Source organism: Acetatifactor aquisgranensis, from assembly GCF_943193215.1.
GTDB lineage: Bacteria > Bacillota > Clostridia > Lachnospirales > Lachnospiraceae > Acetatifactor > Acetatifactor aquisgranensis.
The window spans coordinates 57718-75063 of record NZ_CALPDH010000015.1 but is presented as its reverse complement, the minus strand read 5'-3'; the positions used below and the strand labels follow the sequence as shown (position 1 = coordinate 75063).

The following is a 17346-nucleotide window of genomic DNA, read 5'->3' as shown; positions in this document are numbered from 1 at the left end:
ATCGGCAAAAGCATGAGTGAGAGAAAGATATATATTTTTGGTGCCCATTCCAGGGCGCAGACATTGGCGGCATACCTGGAATATCTGTATCAGGATGTGTCTATAGAGGCCTTTTTGTATGACGATATGGATAAGAACCCTGAACAGATAGGGGATACGGCGGTTATCAAGTGGGATACAGAGACATATATCCACACAGAATATCCGGTATACATAGCAACACGAGGAATCTACCACGAAGGTATCCGAAGAAAATTGGAGGGAATGGGGGTCAGGACGGTCATTCCTGTGACATATGAACTGGATAAAGACCTTCGAAACAACTATCTGCAAAAGTACTTTTCTGCAAAAGGGCTTGAGTTTCCAAAGATTGACCGATTAGGGGGATTGGCGGAAATAGAAGCCGCCATATATGTAGCAAGGGCGATATCGGATTGTCGTCTGCATAGTAAATACATATTGGCTCCTTATGAAAAAGAAATACAGGTAGGAGCGGCCCTGACGGAAGAGAGAATTGCCTCTGGAATTTTGACAGATGATACAGGAGATAATATTTCTGTCAGAAACCGACAGTTCTGCGAACTGACAGCCCTTTACTGGATTTGGAAGAATGCCAAAGAGGATATTGTGGGGTTGGTGCATTACCGCAGGCATTTTATTCTGCCGCCGGACTGGCTGGAGCGGATGATGGTAAACGGAGTGGATGTCATCCTGCCGGTTCCGCTGCATGTGGTTCCTAATCTTAGAGATAATTTCAGGAAGCGCCATGATCCTGAGGACTGGGATTATATGATGGCGTACTTGAAAGGACGGGATGGAAAGGAAGCGCAGGAGGCAGAGGATTTCTTCAGGACGAATCTGTATTCGCCCTGTAATATGTTCATTATGCGCAGGGAAGTGCTGGACGAGCTATGTGGATGGCTTTTTCCTATCCTGTTCGCGGTAGCGGGGCATAGTGGAACTAAGGATGACAGCTATGGGAACCGTTATCCCGGCTTCCTTTCGGAGCGCCTGATTTCCTTTTTCTTTGAGAAGAACAGGGATAGATATAACATGGTATACTCAGACAAGAATTTCCTGGACTGAAAGCCGGGGGCACGGGACGTCGCCGCTTCTTCCAGCCGGGATGAGGAGAGCCGGAAGGGCTGGGCTTGAGAGGATGAAATACATACCAGGCAAGCATATGAGACAAGCCAAAGGGATAGTGTATATAGTTCCGTGGCTTTCCGGCTTATTAGAGCCCATGAGCCCTGATAAATGCTAAGCTTCCGGGTATTTTCGGCAGGCAGGGCTTACCAAGGAGCAGATATCAAGGCACAAGATTGATTAGGAATTGTCGGAAAATAATAAAAACTGCTATAAAGTTGCAGTAGTAATAACGGTTATCTGTAGACGGTTCCTCATATCTTCGAAAAGGAGAGATTTATGCAGTTCGAGTTGACAGCCTCCATGATGTGCGCCGACTACGGCCACCTGGAGCGGGAAGTAAAAAGCTTAGAAGAAGCCGGCATCGACTCCTTCCACATCGACATCATGGACGGCCGCTACGTCCCCAACTTCGCCATGTCCTTGAACGACATGCGCTACATCGCCTCCGCCACGTCAAAGCCTCTGGACGTGCACCTGATGATAGAGCACCCCAACAACCGCATCGGCATCTTCCTGGAGCATCTGCGGAAAGGCGACACAGTCTACATCCACCCGGAGGCGGAATACCACCCCTCCACCACCCTCCAGGCCATCATCAACGCCGGAATGATACCCGGCATCGCCATCAACCCCGGCACCTCCGTAGAGACCGTCATGGAGATGCTGCGCATCGTCAAAAAAGTCCTGGTCATGTCCGTGAACCCTGGCAACGCAGGCCAGATGTACCTGCCCTACGTGGGCAAGAAATTCACCAAGCTCCTCTCCCTGAAGGAGGACATGGACTTCGAGCTCTACTGGGACGGCGCCTGCAGCGCGGACAAGATTATAGAATACGCCCCCAAGGGCGTGAAGGGCTTCGTCCTTGGCACCACGCTCCTCTTCGGAAAGGACAAGCCCTATGGAGAGACCCTGGCGGACATTAGGGCGCTGAAGTTTTAAATCCTCCATATCCAAAAGAGGGATAATAGAAATCCTATAAAAGAAATCCCAAAAAGGAAATCAAAGATTCAAAATTGAGAACCCAAAAAGAAACAACCAAAAAGAAGCGCCTAACCGCAGCAAACATGCCGCCGATAAAAGCATCAAAACCAATACTGCCCCCAAAATCCTGATACAAGCCCGGACACATGACCCGAGGTTACTGTTGAAATCCCAGCTTGACAGCCCCTTGCCCATAACGTATAATAGAACCCAGATATATCTATTATAAAAAGCGTAGAAATTCTACAGCAAATCTTGATATCCAAATATCAGCTGGCGATTTCCGGAAATCAACAGAACCATCAATCATTCATCCACAGGGAGAACCAAATCTGAAAAGAAAGGCGTCAAATGGACAGGATGCAGGGGAGCATGGGTACGCTCAGCGCCATGCAGCTTACGGCAGATACGACAGGACTGGATGCAGAGTGCAAAGCATTGCTGCACAGGAAAGAAGTGGTTTCAATCATCCTGAAAGGCACGGTAGAGGAATATGAAGGATACAGCATGGAAGAAATCATGGGCTTCATCGAGGACGATTCCATGGAAGAGGCGAAGGAGGTATCGGCCGGCCGGACCAACGCCCAGTTGCGGGGCGACAATGCGGAGTTCGCGCAGCTGAACGAGAAAGTGTCTTTCTTCGACTTGCTGTTCCGGGCGAAGAATCCGGTGCTTTCCGAAGAGGGAATGCTGCCGGGCGACAGCATGCGGGTTGACCTGCACATAGACATCGAGCCCCAGAAGACCTACAGGCCCGGTTACCCCATCGAGAAGCGGGGGCTGTACTACCTGGCCAGGAGCCTGTCTGCGCAGTTTTCCTTGGTGACGGAGCAGACAGACTATGGAGGATTGGAGAAATGCTACAGCATCTGGATCTGTAGGGACGATATACCGAAGCCGGAGCAGTACAGCGTGTCTTTCTATGGAATCGCCAATACGAAGAACATAGGGGACTGTACGGTCAATAAGAAAGATTACGATTTGATAAAGTTGGTCATTATCAGATTGGGCGATAAGGTGTATAATAGGGATGAGGGAAGCGAAGGGGACTGGCTTCTGCGGTTCCTGAATGCCATTATGTATCCCCATGAGGAAGATTTCATGGATACGGTTTCAGAGTATATCGATTTTTCGGCGAACGAGGAGTTATGGAAGGAGACGAACGGTATGTTCAGCTTAGGGCAGTGTGTCTGGGAAGATGGAAGGGAAGATGGGATACGTGCGATGATCAGAGACAATCTGGAAGAGCGCACTCCGGCGGAGCGCATCATCGAGAAGCTGCAGCGGCATTTCGAATTGTCCAAAGAGCGGGCGCAGATGTACTATGAGAAATTCGCCCAGGAGGAATGACCTGGCAGAAGCGCCGGCTATAAGGGCATGGGCGTCTAATGGAATATTGCATGAAAGTCCTGATATAAGTATGGAATGCGTAAGCAGAAAACTTATATCAGGATTTTTTCGTTGCCGGAAATAATTTCTGTATTTTTTAAGGGAGGAAAAACCGTGGAATACATCATAGTTCAGGCCGGAGGGAAAGGCACAAGACTGGGGCATCTGACACAGAACAAGCCGAAAGCATTGCTTCCGGTAGAGAATCTGCCCATGCTGTTCCATCTGTTCCGGAAGTATCCGGACAGACGTTTCATCATTATTGCAGATTATCAGAAGGAAGTGCTCCGCGAATACTTGGCGGCCTTTGCGGATGTGAAATACCAGATCGTGGATGCGGAAGGGACAGGAACCTGTGCGGGAATCAGGCAGGCCCTTTCGCTGATTCCGGACAGGCAGCCTTTCATGCTGATATGGTCGGATCTGATTCTGCCAGAAGAGTTCCGGCTGCCCAAAGAGTATGAGGACAGGGAAGTGCCGACAGAGGATTCCGATAAGCAAGCGCCATGTGCGGACGTTTCTACAAAAGCAGATGTCATGAAATGCCCGCAGAATGATTACATAGGAATATCCGCTGCATTTCCCTGTCGTTGGTCTTATAGGGACGGAGGATTCAAAGAGGAGCCATCCTGTGAAAACGGCGTCGCAGGCTTTTTCCTGTTCACAGACAAGAGCAAGTTACAGGATACACCGTTCAGCAGTTTTTATGGGGATGTCCGGTATGACTGGGCGAAGCTCTATTATTCGATTGTGGGGAATTATGACAGGTTCAATCTGAAAGACTTCCGCCTGGACATATCGGAGCAGGGAGCGACGCTGGATATCTCCTCCAATCATTGGGAAGACATGGAGACATGGCCGTGGCGGTGAATCTGAACAGGGATGAATTTAAGATGCCGCAGATTAAAAGGGAAACATGAAGATGTATATCATTTTTATAAAATCAAAATCTATACAAAGCTATGAGGTATAAACATGAAATTTGAACTTACAGCCTCCATGATGTGCGCCGACTACGGCCATCTGGAGCAAGAAGTAAAAAACCTGGAAGAAGCCGGCATCGACTCCTTCCACATAGACATCATGGACGGCCGCTACGTCCCCAACTTCGCCATGTCCTTGAACGACATGCGCTACATAGCCTCCGCCACGGCGAAGCCCCTGGACGTGCACCTGGTGATAGAGCACCCCAACAACCGCATCGGCATCTTCCTGGAGCATCTGCGGAAGGGCGACACGGTCTACATCCACCCGGAGGCGGAGTACCACCCCTCCACCACCCTCCAGGCCATCATCAACGCCGGAATGATTCCCGGCATCGCCATCAACCCCGGCACCTCCGTGGAGACCGTCATGGAGATGCTGCGCATCGTCAAAAAAGTCCTGGTCATGTCCGTGAACCCCGGCAACGCAGGCCAGATGTACCTGCCCTACGTGGGCAAGAAAATCACCAAGCTCCTCTCCCTGAAAGACGACATGGACTTCGAACTCTACTGGGACGGCGCCTGCAGCGCGGACAAGATTATAGAATACGCCCCCAAGGGCGTGAAGGGCTTCGTCCTTGGCACCACGCTCCTCTTCGGAAAAGACAAGCCCTATGGAGAGACCCTGGCGGACATAAGGGCGCTGAAATTTTAAATCCTCCATATCCAAAAGAGGGACAATAGAAGTCCCATAAAGGAAATCCCAAAAAAGAAAACAAAGACCCGAAAACAAAGACCCAAAAAGAAACAACCAAAAAGAAACACCTAACCGCAGCAAACATGCCACCGATAAAAGCATCAAAACCAATACTGCCCCCAAATCCTGATACAAGCCCGGACACATGCCCCGAGACCTGACATCAGGATTTTTCATTTTACCCATTATCAAACCTCCCAATAAGGTGTATAATGTAGAAAAGGAAAGTGAAGGACACCAATTTCCCGCAATAGCGGCAGACGCACAGACGCTGCCACGGACAATGTGGAGGAAGGTACATGACAGGAAAAGTGGCAATCGGCCTGCAGGACTTTGAGACAGTCAGAACCAGAAATATTTTCTATGTGGACAAGACGGACTTCATCAGGTAGTGGTGGGATAATGAGGACAGCGTGACGCTGATTACCCGCCCCCGCCGTTTTGGCAAGACATTGAATCTGAGCATGACAGAATGCTTCTTCTCGAACCAGTATGCCCACAGGGCGGATCTCTTTGAGGGGCTTTCCATATGGAAGGAGGAACGCTTCCGGGAACTGCAGGGAACCTGGCCCATCATCTTTCTCAGCCTTGCGAAGATCAAGGCAACGAACTATGAAGATATGGAATATGCCATATCAAGCATCCTGTTCCATGCTTATCAGAAAAACTTAGTTTTACTGGAAGGGGATTGCCTAAGCGAAAATGAAAAGGAATACTTCAACAGCGTGAAGCCGGGCATGGACGGAAAAGTGGCAGTGGATGCGATCTATAACCTGTCATTCTACCTGAGCCGCTATTATGGCAGAAAGGTTCTCATCCTCCTGGACGAGTATGACACCCCTATGCAGGAGGCCTGGCTGTCTGGATACTGGGATGAGGCTGTGCGTTTTTTCAGGAGTTTCTTCAATGCCACGTTCAAGACCAATCCCTATCTGCTGCGGGGGCTCATTACCGGAATCACACGGATTTCGAAAGAATCTATTTTCTCTGATTTGAACAACCTGGAGGTGGTGACTACTACTTCCGAAGCGTATGCGGCCCATTTTGGCTTTACGGAGGAAGAGGTCTTCCAGGCGCTGGACAATGTGGGACTGGGGACGGAGAAGCAGGGGGTAAAGGAATGGTATGACGGCTTTACCTTCGGGAGCGTCAGGGATATCTACAATCCCTGGTCTATTATCAATTTCATGAAACAAAAGGGAGAATACGGCGCATACTGGGCGGAAAGCAGCGGGAATGGGCTCGTGAATTCTTTGATAAAGCAGGGCTCGGCCGGCATGAAAAAGATTATGGAACAGCTGCTGCAGGGTAGAAGCTTTGATACGGAGATTGACGAACAGATTGTCTTCGACCAGCTTGCACAGAATGAAAACGCTGTCTGGAGCCTGCTGCTTGCCACAGGATATCTGCGGGTGGAAAAGGTGGGAAGGCGGGGGCGGCTCCAGAAGAAAATCTACACCCTGCGGCTGACGAATATGGAGATAGAGAGCATGTTCGCCGGAATGGTAGAGGGATGGTTCGAAAGTACCGCAGCGGAATACAATGAGTTCATCAAAGCCCTGCTGAGGGACGATGTGAAGCGGATGAACACTTTCATGAACAAGGTGGCGCTGAATACCTTCAGTTCCTTTGACGGCGGAAAAAAGCCGTCCCAGGAGGCTGAGCCGGAACGTTTCTTCCATGGTTTCGTGCTGGGGCTGGTGGTAGATCTGGCGGACAGCTACCAGGTAAGGTCGAACCGTGAGAGTGGATACGGCAGGTATGATGTCATAATAGAACCTTTTGACAAAGAGGAAAAGGCGTTCCTGTTCGAATTCAAGGTCTTTGACAAAGATGACGGGGAAAAGACGCTGGAGGACACGGTGGCCAGAGCGCTGGCCCAGATAGAGGAAAAGCAGTATGAAGCGGAATTGCTGGCATCCGGCATCCTCCGGGAGAACATCCGGAAATACGGCCTTGCCTTTGAAGGAAAGAAATGTCTGATTGGACGAGGGGAAAGGAACCTATGAACATTGCGTTGATTCTGTCCGGCGGCACAGGTGCCAGGCTGGGCACGGAGATTCCGAAACAATATCTGGAGGAGGGCGGCAGGCCTGTGCTTTCCTATTGCCTGGAGACATTGTCCCTCCATGCCGGCATAGACGCCATCCAAATCGTGGCCGAGCCTTGCTGGCGGCCTCAGATTGCCGGGTGGCTGGAAGCGGCGGACAAGGGAAGGAAATTCAAGGGCTTCTCACAGGCTGGCAGGAACAGGCAGCTTTCCATCCTGCATGGTCTGGAAGATATAGCAGAATACGCGGCGGATACGGACTATGTACTGATTCACGATGCGGCGCGGCCGCTGCTTTCGGCTGAACTGATTTCGGACTGCCTGGAGGCCGTGAGAGGGCATGACGGCGTCCTCCCGGTGCTTCCCATGAAGGATACGGTCTACTGCAGCGAGGATGGCCGTTCAATCACGTCCCTGTTGGACAGGAGCACTATCTTCGGGGGACAGGCGCCGGAGGTGTTCCTGCTGGGAAGATACATGGATGCGAACAGACGATTGCTTCCGGACGCAATCCTGCGCATCAACGGCTCCACGGAACCGGCAATCATGGACGGGATGGACATCGTCATGATACCGGGGGACGAGGGCAACTTCAAGATAACCACTAAGGAAGACCTGGAGCGGTTCCGCAGGATAATCGCCGGCGTGGGCAGAGCCGTGAAAAATCCGCCGAAGAAAATGCATAACCAGTGAGCGCATCTGCCATGTAAGACAAAAAGCGGCAAATACCTGCGCCCACGAGCATATCTCCCTGCCCTGGGCCAAATGTATAGTAAACGACATTATTTTCTGCACCGAGTATAGCCTGAAACCTCCATTAATAACGGCAATCAACATATTATGCCAAAGTAAAGATGTTAAAGTCGTTTACTATATCTACACCCCTGAATCCGTGAAGCTGGATTGCTAAATAGGCTTAAAATTTTGAATTTGTGCGGTATTGTGGGGGGCTCTAACCCGCGAAAATCTTGTAAAATATGGGTTTAAAGGTAATCATACCAACTTGGACTTCACGGATTCGGGTACACCATATATTTGCCTGAAAAGGTGATTGCAAAACGCTGTACCAGGCATTGAAACGGCATCAAATCTATGGCAGCCACGGAACAACCAGGCACAAAAAGAAATGCGGTCTGCATATAGAATGTCAGTCGGCGGCAGACAGAAGTAAACACAACAGGATATCCAGAGAGGAGTCATGAAAAGATGAAAGCATGGGTCTTGCACGGCATAAATGAGATACGGCTGGAAACAGTGGAGCTGCCCGCCCTGGAAAGCGGCCAGGCGCTTGTGGCGGTAAAGGCTGCGGGCATCTGCGGTTCAGATATCCCAAGGATTTACCGGACGGGGGCTCACAGGCATCCGCTGATTCCGGGGCATGAATTCTCCGGCGTGGTGGAGTCTGTGGGGAAAGAGACGGATTCCGCCTGGCTGGGGAAGCGGGTAGGCGTGTTCCCGCTGATTCCCTGCGGGGTCTGCGGGCCTTGTATAAAGGGACAGTATGAAATGTGCCGGAATTACGGTTATCTGGGCTCCCGCAGGGACGGGGGCTTTGCGGAGTATGTGGCTGTGCCTGCAGAGAACCTGATAGAACTGCCAGACAATGTATCCTTTGAAGAGGCAGCTATGCTGGAGCCTATGGCGGTGGCAGTCCATGCCGTGAGGCGGGTGCTGCCGGCAGGAGTTCCAGGGGCACCAGGCAACAATGAGGAAGAGGCGGCAGTAGTATTTGGGCTGGGGACAATAGGGCTTTTATTGCTGGCTCTGCTGTTGGAAGAGGGCAGGGGCGGAAGGAAATTTGACGCAGTGCCGGTACAGCAGGGCAGTGTTCCGGCAGGCCGGGAAAGCGGAACCGGCGCAGAGCCCGAGCCCCGAAGGGCGGCAGGACTGCAGTCCATCAAGAGAATCCTGGTCGTCGGGAACAAGGAGCTGCAGAAAAGTAAAGCCTGTGAATTAGGGTTGCCTGAGGCTGATTACTGCGACAGCCGCATACAGGATGCCGGCAAATGGATAATGGAGCAGACCCGGGGGCATGGCGCGGATGTGGTCTTTGAATGTGTAGGGAGAAACGAGACAATGACGCAGGCTGTGGACAGTGCCGCTCCGTCAGGAAGAATCTGCCTGGTGGGGAATCCGGCTTCCGACATGGTTTTGGGAAAGGATGTCTATTGGAAGATACTGCGCAACCAGCTGACGGTCAGGGGCACATGGAATTCTTCCTTTACACACCACCGGGCAGACGACTGGCACTATGCGCTGGAGCTGTTTTCACAGAAGCGCATAGACATAAGCCGGCTGATTTCCCATAGATTTCCACTGGAGGAGCTGGACAGAGGACTTTGCGTCATGCGCGACAAGTCGGAGGAATATGTGAAAATCATGGGACAGATGCCGCTTGCATTGTAAAGCGGCAGGGGGAAGTATGCTGTTGATTAAAGGATTTTGTGCCCTGTCATATGTATCAGTTCTAAAAAATATTTAAGAACTTTCCCTCCGTCCGTGCGGGATTTCTCAAAGTCAATCCGTTCCGGATGCCACTGGACGCCGATAATGGGCAGGCTCTCATGGGCGACGGCTTCGATGCAGTCGTCCAGAGGGCAGCGGGAAACTACAGAAAGACCCTTTCCCAGCCTGTCAATGGCCTGGTGGTGCGCGCTGTTTACGATTGTCTCGCCGCCATAGAGCCTGTGCAGCCATGTGGCCTTGCTGATTACGGATTTGTGATACTTGTCTTCCCCGTCATATCGATGCCGTTCTCCCACAGGAGGTTCCAGATTCTGTATCAGGGTGCCTTTTAAGGCTACATTGATGACCTGCAGTCCCTTGCAGATGCCGAGCACCGGAAGCCCTTTTTTCACGGCCAGATCAAAAGCCTGCAGCTGCAGAATGTCCAGTTCCGTGTCGATGTCCGCAGAGCCGCGGTTCTGTTCCCCATAAAAAGCCGGTGTGATGTCGCCGCCTCCCGGAAGCAGCAGCCCGTGGCAGCCAGCTATCTCCTCTGGCCGCAAAGCCACGACGGACTCCGCGCCGAAAGCGGTCACATATCTGACATAATTCCCGGTTTTTTCCGCTTTTCCTGCGATAGCTATTTTCATGGATTTTTCCCGCCTCTCCAAGTCTGTATGATTTTATCTTGATTCTATTATAGCACTTTGATAATAGAATCGTTCTTTGATTCTATTATAGCACTTTGATAATAGAATCGTTCTTTGATTCTATTATATGCCTTTAGCGTATAAGATACAATCATAAAACGGATAATGAAAAGTATGAAAAGAAAGTAGACATTTCTGTATGATTGAGCTATAATGACGTTGGCATCAGCCGCGCGCTTCAAAATCCATTCCTGCGGCTGAGGGAGGCATCTGCCGGCCTGAGGGCCGGCCGTGGTAACTGACGGTGATGAGGAATAAAGAAATAAAACTAAAAAGAGATTGGCAGAAAGCAGCAATGGTTCTTTCAATGCTGATTCCTTCTGTTATTATGCTGGCATTATTCGTGGTCAATCGGATCTATCCCTTTGGGGACAGGAGTTTCCTGTTTTCCGATATGTACCACCAATACATGCCTTTTTTCAGTGAGCTGCTCCACAAGATAAGGGGAGGGGAAAATTTAAGCTTTTCTTTCAATGTGGGGATAGGATCCAATTTTCTGGCGCTTTTTGTATATTACCTGGCAAGCCCCTTTCATATATTTTCCCTGCTGGTTCCGGAAAGCCATCTGATGGAATTTATGAGCTATCTGATTGTGTTCAAGATTGGGCTGGCGGGGCTGACCTCCTGTATTTATCTTCAAAGCCGTTCCGGAGGAAAAGACGGTGGAGCGTTGTTTTTTTCCTGCTTTTACGCACTGTCCGGCTTCATGGCGGCTTACAACTACAATATCATGTGGGTGGACTGTGTGGTGCTGCTGCCCTTGATTGTTCTGGGCCTGGAGCGTCTGGTGAAACAGGGGCGCTGCGGGTTGTACTGCGTCATGCTGGCCCTGTCTATTTATACCAATTATTATATCTCCATCATGATCTGCATCTTCCTTGTGCTGTATTTTTTGATGCTTCTGGTGACGGAGCGGAGGAAGCTCAGCGACATAGGGAAAAAAGACATCCCGCGTTTCGCCCTGTATTCCCTCCTGGCGGGAGGGATGGCGGCGGTTCTGCTGATTCCGGAGGTGTGCGCCATTCTGCAGACGGATTTCGGGGATATGGATTTTCCGGAGAAGATAGAGTCCTATTTTTCCGTGCTGGACATGCTGGCCAGGCACTGTATGTGCGTCTACGCGGAGCGGGGGCTGGACCACTGGCCCAATATCTACTGCGGGAGCGCGGTGTTGATGTTTGTCCCTATGTATCTGATGAACAGGCATCTCTCCATCCGGGAGAAGTTCTGCCGCATGGGGCTGGCAGGCTTCCTGCTGCTCGGCTTTGGCACGAATATCCTGGATTTTCTCTGGCATGGGCTGAACTATCCGGATTCCCTGCCGGCCAGGCAGTCTTTTATCTACATTTTTCTCGTGCTGACCATGTGCTATGACGCCTGGAGGCATGTGAAGGAGATGGACGGACAGCAGATTCTTTACGGCTATTTATGGGCGGTGGGATTTTTCCTGTTCTGTGAAAAGTTCATCGACCATGAGGATTTCGAACTGGGGGTAAAGCTGCTGACATTTGTGTTTGTCAGCATTTACGCGGTGCTCCTGTATCTGTACCGGACCAAAAAGGATGAAACGCTGCACAGAGGGCTGGCGGTCATGGCCCTGACGGTGGTGGTAGCGGAGTGCGCGATCAACACGTACGCCACCAGCATCGGCACGGTGAGCCGCAGCGCTTATCTGGAGCAGCAGGAAGATTATAAGGCGCTGTACGAAGAGACGCTGAAGCGGGAAGAGGGCTTCTACCGTCTGGAGAAGTTCACCAGGAAGACGAAAAATGACGGAACCCTGACCGGCTATCCCACCGCCAGCGTGTTCTCCTCCACGCTGAACTCCGGCGTGATGGACATGTACAAAAGACTGGGGATGCGCCACAGCAAGGTGTATTACGGCTTTGACGGAGCCACGGCGCTCACCTCCGCCATGCTGAACGTGCGATATATGTTCGGAGAGTCGGCGGATTATGAGAACGGTCTTTACAGCCTGCTCACACACAGCGGGGACATCTTCCTTTATCAGTGCAATGCCGCGCTGCCTTTTGGCTATGTGGCCCCCGTGGGCTTTGACCTGCCGGAGGGGTATGAGTATGACGGAATCAGGCTGCAGAACCGCATGGTGGAAGATTTGGGAATAGAGGGGACATTGTTTGAACGGGCAGAGAGTGAGGAGCGCGGAGATAATGTGGAATTTACGGCACGGGAGGGAGGGTATTACTATGCTATTCTCACTGCTTATGGAACGAGAAAGGTGGACTGTATCGGAGGCAGTACGGGGGAAGAGGAATTCAACGACCTGAAAAAGGGCTCTGTCCTCTACCTGGGATATCTGGAAAAAGAACAGACAATTACCCTGACCAATGGAGATGAGGAAGATGAGGATCCGAAAATTCAGGCAGATATCTTTCGGATGGATCAGGAGGTGCTGACAGAAGCGCTGGAAGTGCTTTCAGAGCAGCATATGGAACAGGTCACATGGGAGAGCGATTTCCTGACAGGCAGTATTGCCATGGAGAAAGAGGGACGGCTGATTCTCTCCGTGCCCTATGAGGCTGGCTGGCAGGTGCTTGTGAACGGGCAGGAGACAGAGGGAGAGTTGTTCGGCGGCTGTCTCATGGCATTTGATTTGGAACCGGGCGAGTATCGGTTTGAGATGAAATATGTCCCCCAGGGCTCTGGAGCGGGAATTGCGGTGAGCATGGTGAGCATCGCGGTTTTTGGCGCGGTCACGGCAATGGGGAGACGAAAAAAGCGCTCCGCGGAGCCAGAGGAAGCGGAGCGGGAGCAAACGGACAGGGATGGCGCGGGCGGTTCCGGCGAGAGGCTCTGAGACACTGTAAGGAAACGTGGAATGAATATCCACAAAGGAAGCTAGGAGGAAGAAAGAAAAGAAATGAAGACAAAAGTGGAAAATGCGATGTTGGATACCGCAAAGCGGACAGCCATGATTCTGGTGGCATCTGTGCTCATGGCCGTCAACTTAAAGACGTTCGTGCGTACAGGAGGCCTGATTCCCGGCGGCTTTACGGGCCTGACGAGGCTCATACAGGAAATCTGCGAGCTGCTGTGGGATTTCGAGCCGCCGTTCACTGTGATCAATCTCACGCTGAACGCAATCCCTATCGTGGTTAGCTTTAAATTCATAGGCAAGAAATTCACCATGTATTCCTGTCTGATGATCGTGGTATCGGGTCTCATCACGGATATGATTCCCAGCTACGCGGTGACCACGGATATGCTGCTGGTGTCCGTGTTCGGCGGTCTGTTCAACGCGATTGCCATGATTATCTGCCTGATGGCAGGAGCTACGGCGGGCGGTACGGATTTCATCGCGATTTTTCTGTCGGAGAAAATGGACATCGATTCCTGGAATTACATCTTTGCCGGAAATGTAGTGATACTGGGAATCGCAGGTGCCCTGTTCGGATGGGACAAGGCGCTGTATTCCATTATTTTCCAGTTCACTTCCACCCAGGTCCTGCACGCGCTGCACAGGCGGTATCAGAAGCAGACCTTGCTGATCGTGACAAAGAAGCCGGACGAAGTCTATAAGGTGATCAAGGAGATGACCAACCATGATGCCACACTGATCAAGGGGGAGGGCTGCTACATGAAGCAGGAGTGCAATATCCTCTACTCCGTGGTGGGCCGGGACGAGGTGCGCAAAGTGCTGAACCGCGTGCGGGAGACGGATCCCGCGGCTTTCGTGAACATGATCCGTACGGAAAGCCTGTCAGGCCGGTTCTATCAGAGGCCAAATGACTGATGAGGGAAAACATGAAAGATGCCGCCGCAGCAGTAAATCCGGATGGGATTTATGGCTGCGGCGGTATTTTATATTGCTTAACAGTTAAAATTTCCGAGTAACCTGACTGCATAACGCCGGTTCTGTTTTTAAGGAACACTGTTGACAATGTAGACAGACTGTGTTACCATATGTTTACAATGTAGACAACAGAGCTGGAGAAGTTTTCGGAAGAGAAAGCGGAAATCCTCCGAAAGGAAAGTGGATTGCATGAAAGCGTTAAGCGAAGCGGAATGGAATATCATGGAGAGTCTGTGGGAGGAATCCCCGAAAGCGGGCAGCAGAATCGTGGCGGACATGGCGGGCCGGGTGGGCTGGAGCAGAAGCACTACGCTGACCATGCTGAAGCGGATGACGGAAAAAGGGATAATCGCCTGCGAGGACAATGGGCGGATGAGGGTCTATGTGCCATTGATTGAGCGGGAGACCGCCGTGAAGAAGGAGACGGACAATTTCCTGAAAAGGGTCTACCACGGCAGCGCCAGCATGCTGGTGAGCAGCTTCATCAAAAAGCAGAGGCTGACGGCCGAGGAGCTTTTGGAGTTGAGGGAGATTTTGGATAAGGCAGAGGAAGAGCGGAATGGGTGAGTGGATTATTTCTTCAAGTGTATTGATTGTGCTGCTCATTGTTCTGCGTTATTTCTTTCGGAAGAGGCTGGCCATGAGGGTATGGTATGCTCTGTGGCTGGTGGTGGCGGTGCGGCTGCTTGTGCCGGTGTCCTTTTCGGAGAGCAGTCTGAGCGTAATGAATCTTTTTGAGTTTGCGGGGAGTGAGGACAGTCAGGAGACGGAGGCTGACCCGGAGGCGGAGCGGACAGGACGAAATGATGTCGCGTCCGGACTTTACGCAGAGGAATCTTCGGTCAGCGGACCTGTGGAAATGACGGGCATGGCAGCAGAGAAGTCGGGCATGGTGGCAGAGCAGTCAGGCATGTCGGCACAGGGAATGGGCATGCCGGAGGAAACAGGCGTGGCAGCGGGCGGAAAAGACCATAAAGCGGAGGCGGAGCTGCTGTCAGGAACCGCAGACGTCAATGGGCAGAAACCTCTGACACAGGGTCTGTCTGCTGCGGCTGACAACCGGAGCGCCGGGAGGAAGCCCGGGGAGGAGCGCGCAGCGGGAGGAGGCAGGGGCAGGGAATTTCTGTCGGCATGCGGGACAGCGTTTGCCGGGCATTCTGTGCTTTGGCATATCTGGTTTTTGGGAGTGCTTCTGTCCGTGGGCGGCACATTTTGGCTGAACGGAAAGTACCGGAAAAGGGTGCGCAGGTCGCGGAAACGGTACGGAGCGGAAACAGGGAGCAGGCTTCCCGTCTATGTCTCCGCGGTGGTGGACAGCCCCTGCATGTTCGGTCTGATACATCCGGCGGTATATCTGAGCAGAGAAGCAGCGCAGGAATCGGCTGCCCTGCGGTATGTGCTCTGCCATGAGAACATTCATTATCGCCATCACGATAATCTGTGGGTGGTGGTACGTGCGGCATGCCTCTGCCTCCACTGGTACAACCCCCTTGTGTGGATGGCGGCCGCCCTGTCCGAGCAGGACGGGGAACTGGCCTGCGATGAGAGGACGCTGGAGATTCTGGGCCAGGAAGAGCGGATTCGCTATGGCAGGGCCCTGCTGGATTTCAGCGCTCAGGGCAGTGTATGGCAGAGAGGGTGGAAACTTTCCACTGCCATGTCCAGCGGAAAGAAGTTGTTGAAGGAGAGACTTCAGGTCATCGTGGGGGAGCCCAAAAGGCAGGCGGGAGCGCTGGTGCTGGTGATGGTTCTGACGGCATTCTTTACGGCGGCTACTTTCACGGGAAAGGTGGACGGCAGGGAACTGGAGACGGATGGCGCACCCGGAGAGTCCGGAGATGCGTTTTCTGCGGATAATTCTCTTGACAGCCCTGCCGAGAGTACGGCCATCAGGCCCGTCGACTTGGGAGATGGGAGAGAATACACGCTGAAGATTGTCGGCGAGGCGGTTTCGGGAAACGGCGAGTACCGGATTGACCGGATTGAACTGAACTGGGTCCATGACAGGATGGAAGATACGCTGCAGACTATCCTGCCGGAGGATGTGAGGGTTTTGTATACAAGGTCTCTGGAGGATATCCGGAACGGTAACGGGCAGATGTACTATTATGCATTGGAGGGGGAACCGCTGTACGCAAAACCGCTGTACACAGAGGAGGACCTGCCGGCCCGTGAGGTGGAGAAGTTTCTGGCAGACGAGAACAGAGAGATGTATTCCGATGCGCCGGACGGCAGTGTGGTGGTAGCGGATCTGAATTTCGACGGCTACCAGGACTTCTGTGTGCAGGCCGGGACGGGGACTGTCAATATTCCGTACTATTGTTATCTGTGGAATCCACAGGGGGAAAGGTTCGAGCCCGGCTATATGATTCCCAATGTGGAGGTGGATTCGGAGGCGCAGCTGATAAAGAGCGCTACCGATGATGGCAACGGGCAGCATTCTGTGAAATATTACCGTTTTGACGAGGCGAATATCCTGCACATGGTGCGGTACGTGGAGGAGAACCAGTCCCCGGACGCGGTCTTCCCCACGCTGGACCTGACCTACTGTGAGCCGTATTATGCACTGCCCGCGGTGGACGAATGGGATTACGGCACTCGCTACGGCGGCGCGCTGACGGAGCGGTTCGTCTACTGGGCGAAGGAGGCGCTGACGGAGCTGTACGAGTGGAGCGGCACGAAGATAGACAAGGCGTGCTTCACGGTAACCCGCTTTGGAGACTTTTGCTTCGCAAACACGCCGGAAGAATTACAATCGTCTTTGATATACTATGACCGTGTGTATGGAGAGGATGCCGGGTTCGAGAGCTGCGTGAAACAGATGGGCGTGGCTACGGAGCGGACGGTGTGGTTCTCCCCTGTGATACAGTGGAACAAGCCGGAGAACCCGGACGGGATGACGGATCATGAACTGGCGGAATGGTATTTCGAGAGGGCCCCGCTGGCGGAGGGCGAGAAGCTGGTCAGCGTGGAGGGAATCGGTGAAGGAATAGGCTACGATACCTATAGCATCCTGAACATCCTGGCGGAATCGGGGAATTTCTATCAGATATATTTGAATGGAGCCACCAGGGAGATGAGCGCCATGTATGGCCCATATGAGGAACGGCCGGACTGAGCGTGGAGGA

At 52.2% G+C, this 17346-nt stretch carries 12 protein-coding genes and 1 pseudogene; 12 read left to right on the top strand and 1 reads right to left on the bottom strand.

All coding sequences use genetic code 11. The features are described 5' to 3' along the window. Positions 1-12 precede the first annotated feature (12 nt). The 8 genes and pseudogenes from NFS35_RS14150 to NFS35_RS14115 all read left to right on the top strand — a co-directional run bounded on the left by NFS35_RS14150 (position 13) and on the right by NFS35_RS14115 (position 9655). Positions 13-1086, top strand: a complete 1074-nt coding sequence (locus NFS35_RS14150) for a DUF4422 domain-containing protein (RefSeq protein WP_251207772.1) — start codon at positions 13-15, stop codon at positions 1084-1086. Positions 1087-1425: 339 nt separating this feature from the next. Continuing rightward, positions 1426-2088 carry a ribulose-phosphate 3-epimerase gene (locus NFS35_RS14145; RefSeq protein ID WP_251207771.1) on the top strand — a complete coding sequence of 221 codons (663 nt, stop codon included), beginning with the start codon at positions 1426-1428 and terminating at the stop codon, positions 2086-2088. 393 nt (positions 2089-2481) lie between these two features. Continuing rightward, the gene (locus tag NFS35_RS14140; protein WP_251207770.1) at positions 2482-3480 is read left to right on the top strand and encodes a hypothetical protein; all 999 of its coding nucleotides are present in this window, start codon (positions 2482-2484) and stop codon (positions 3478-3480) included. A 153-nt stretch (positions 3481-3633) separates the two neighbouring features. Next, the gene (locus tag NFS35_RS14135) at positions 3634-4389 is read left to right on the top strand and encodes a nucleotidyltransferase family protein (protein ID WP_251207769.1); all 756 of its coding nucleotides are present in this window, start codon (positions 3634-3636) and stop codon (positions 4387-4389) included. Positions 4390-4494: 105 nt separating this feature from the next. Then, complete coding sequence (locus NFS35_RS14130) at positions 4495-5157, top strand: ribulose-phosphate 3-epimerase (RefSeq protein WP_251207768.1); 663 nt, start codon at positions 4495-4497, stop codon at positions 5155-5157. Between the two features lie 341 nt (positions 5158-5498). Then, positions 5499-7208, top strand: a pseudogene (locus tag NFS35_RS14125) (AAA family ATPase). After that, positions 7205-7942, top strand: coding sequence for an IspD/TarI family cytidylyltransferase (locus NFS35_RS14120; RefSeq protein WP_251207767.1), 738 nt, complete (start codon positions 7205-7207; stop codon positions 7940-7942). The pseudogene NFS35_RS14125 and the gene NFS35_RS14120 overlap by 4 nt, the downstream one beginning before the upstream one ends. Before the next feature lie 513 nt (positions 7943-8455). Beyond that, complete coding sequence (locus tag NFS35_RS14115) at positions 8456-9655, top strand: galactitol-1-phosphate 5-dehydrogenase (protein WP_251207766.1); 1200 nt, start codon at positions 8456-8458, stop codon at positions 9653-9655. A gap of 26 nt (positions 9656-9681) precedes the next feature. Here NFS35_RS14115 and NFS35_RS14110 read toward each other — a convergent pair whose 3' ends face one another. Then, positions 9682-10344, bottom strand: a complete 663-nt coding sequence (locus NFS35_RS14110) for a gamma-glutamyl-gamma-aminobutyrate hydrolase family protein (protein ID WP_251207765.1) — start codon at positions 10342-10344, stop codon at positions 9682-9684. A 355-nt stretch (positions 10345-10699) separates the two neighbouring features. On the opposite strand from NFS35_RS14110, the gene NFS35_RS14105 reads away from it, so the two are divergent. From NFS35_RS14105 to NFS35_RS14090, 4 genes are all read left to right on the top strand, one after another. Continuing rightward, the gene (locus tag NFS35_RS14105; protein ID WP_251207764.1) at positions 10700-13222 is read left to right on the top strand and encodes a YfhO family protein; all 2523 of its coding nucleotides are present in this window, start codon (positions 10700-10702) and stop codon (positions 13220-13222) included. Positions 13223-13285: 63 nt separating this feature from the next. Then, positions 13286-14158, top strand: a complete 873-nt coding sequence (locus NFS35_RS14100) for a YitT family protein (protein WP_251207763.1) — start codon at positions 13286-13288, stop codon at positions 14156-14158. Between the two features lie 249 nt (positions 14159-14407). Continuing rightward, positions 14408-14785 (top strand): BlaI/MecI/CopY family transcriptional regulator, encoded by a 378-nt coding sequence (locus tag NFS35_RS14095; protein ID WP_251207762.1) that lies wholly within the window; start codon positions 14408-14410, stop codon positions 14783-14785. Next, entirely contained in the window at positions 14778-17336 is a 2559-nt protein-coding gene (locus NFS35_RS14090) for a M56 family metallopeptidase (RefSeq protein ID WP_251207761.1), read from the top strand. Before NFS35_RS14095 ends, NFS35_RS14090 begins: the two co-directional genes overlap by 8 nt. Positions 17337-17346: the final 10 nt, after the last annotated feature.

Coding starts and splice junctions, on each gene's coding strand:
- NFS35_RS14090 (WP_251207761.1), top strand. CDS start 14,778: ATGGGTGAGTGGATTATTTCTTCAAGTGTATTGATTGTGCTGCTCATT.
- NFS35_RS14100 (WP_251207763.1), top strand. CDS start 13,286: ATGAAGACAAAAGTGGAAAATGCGATGTTGGATACCGCAAAGCGGACA.
- NFS35_RS14095 (WP_251207762.1), top strand. CDS start 14,408: ATGAAAGCGTTAAGCGAAGCGGAATGGAATATCATGGAGAGTCTGTGG.
- NFS35_RS14105 (WP_251207764.1), top strand. CDS start 10,700: ATGGTTCTTTCAATGCTGATTCCTTCTGTTATTATGCTGGCATTATTC.
- NFS35_RS14150 (WP_251207772.1), top strand. CDS start 13: ATGAGTGAGAGAAAGATATATATTTTTGGTGCCCATTCCAGGGCGCAG.
- NFS35_RS14130 (WP_251207768.1), top strand. CDS start 4,495: ATGAAATTTGAACTTACAGCCTCCATGATGTGCGCCGACTACGGCCAT.
- NFS35_RS14145 (WP_251207771.1), top strand. CDS start 1,426: ATGCAGTTCGAGTTGACAGCCTCCATGATGTGCGCCGACTACGGCCAC.
- NFS35_RS14115 (WP_251207766.1), top strand. CDS start 8,456: ATGAAAGCATGGGTCTTGCACGGCATAAATGAGATACGGCTGGAAACA.
- NFS35_RS14120 (WP_251207767.1), top strand. CDS start 7,205: ATGAACATTGCGTTGATTCTGTCCGGCGGCACAGGTGCCAGGCTGGGC.
- NFS35_RS14110 (WP_251207765.1), bottom strand. CDS start 10,344: ATGAAAATAGCTATCGCAGGAAAAGCGGAAAAAACCGGGAATTATGTC.
- NFS35_RS14140 (WP_251207770.1), top strand. CDS start 2,482: ATGGACAGGATGCAGGGGAGCATGGGTACGCTCAGCGCCATGCAGCTT.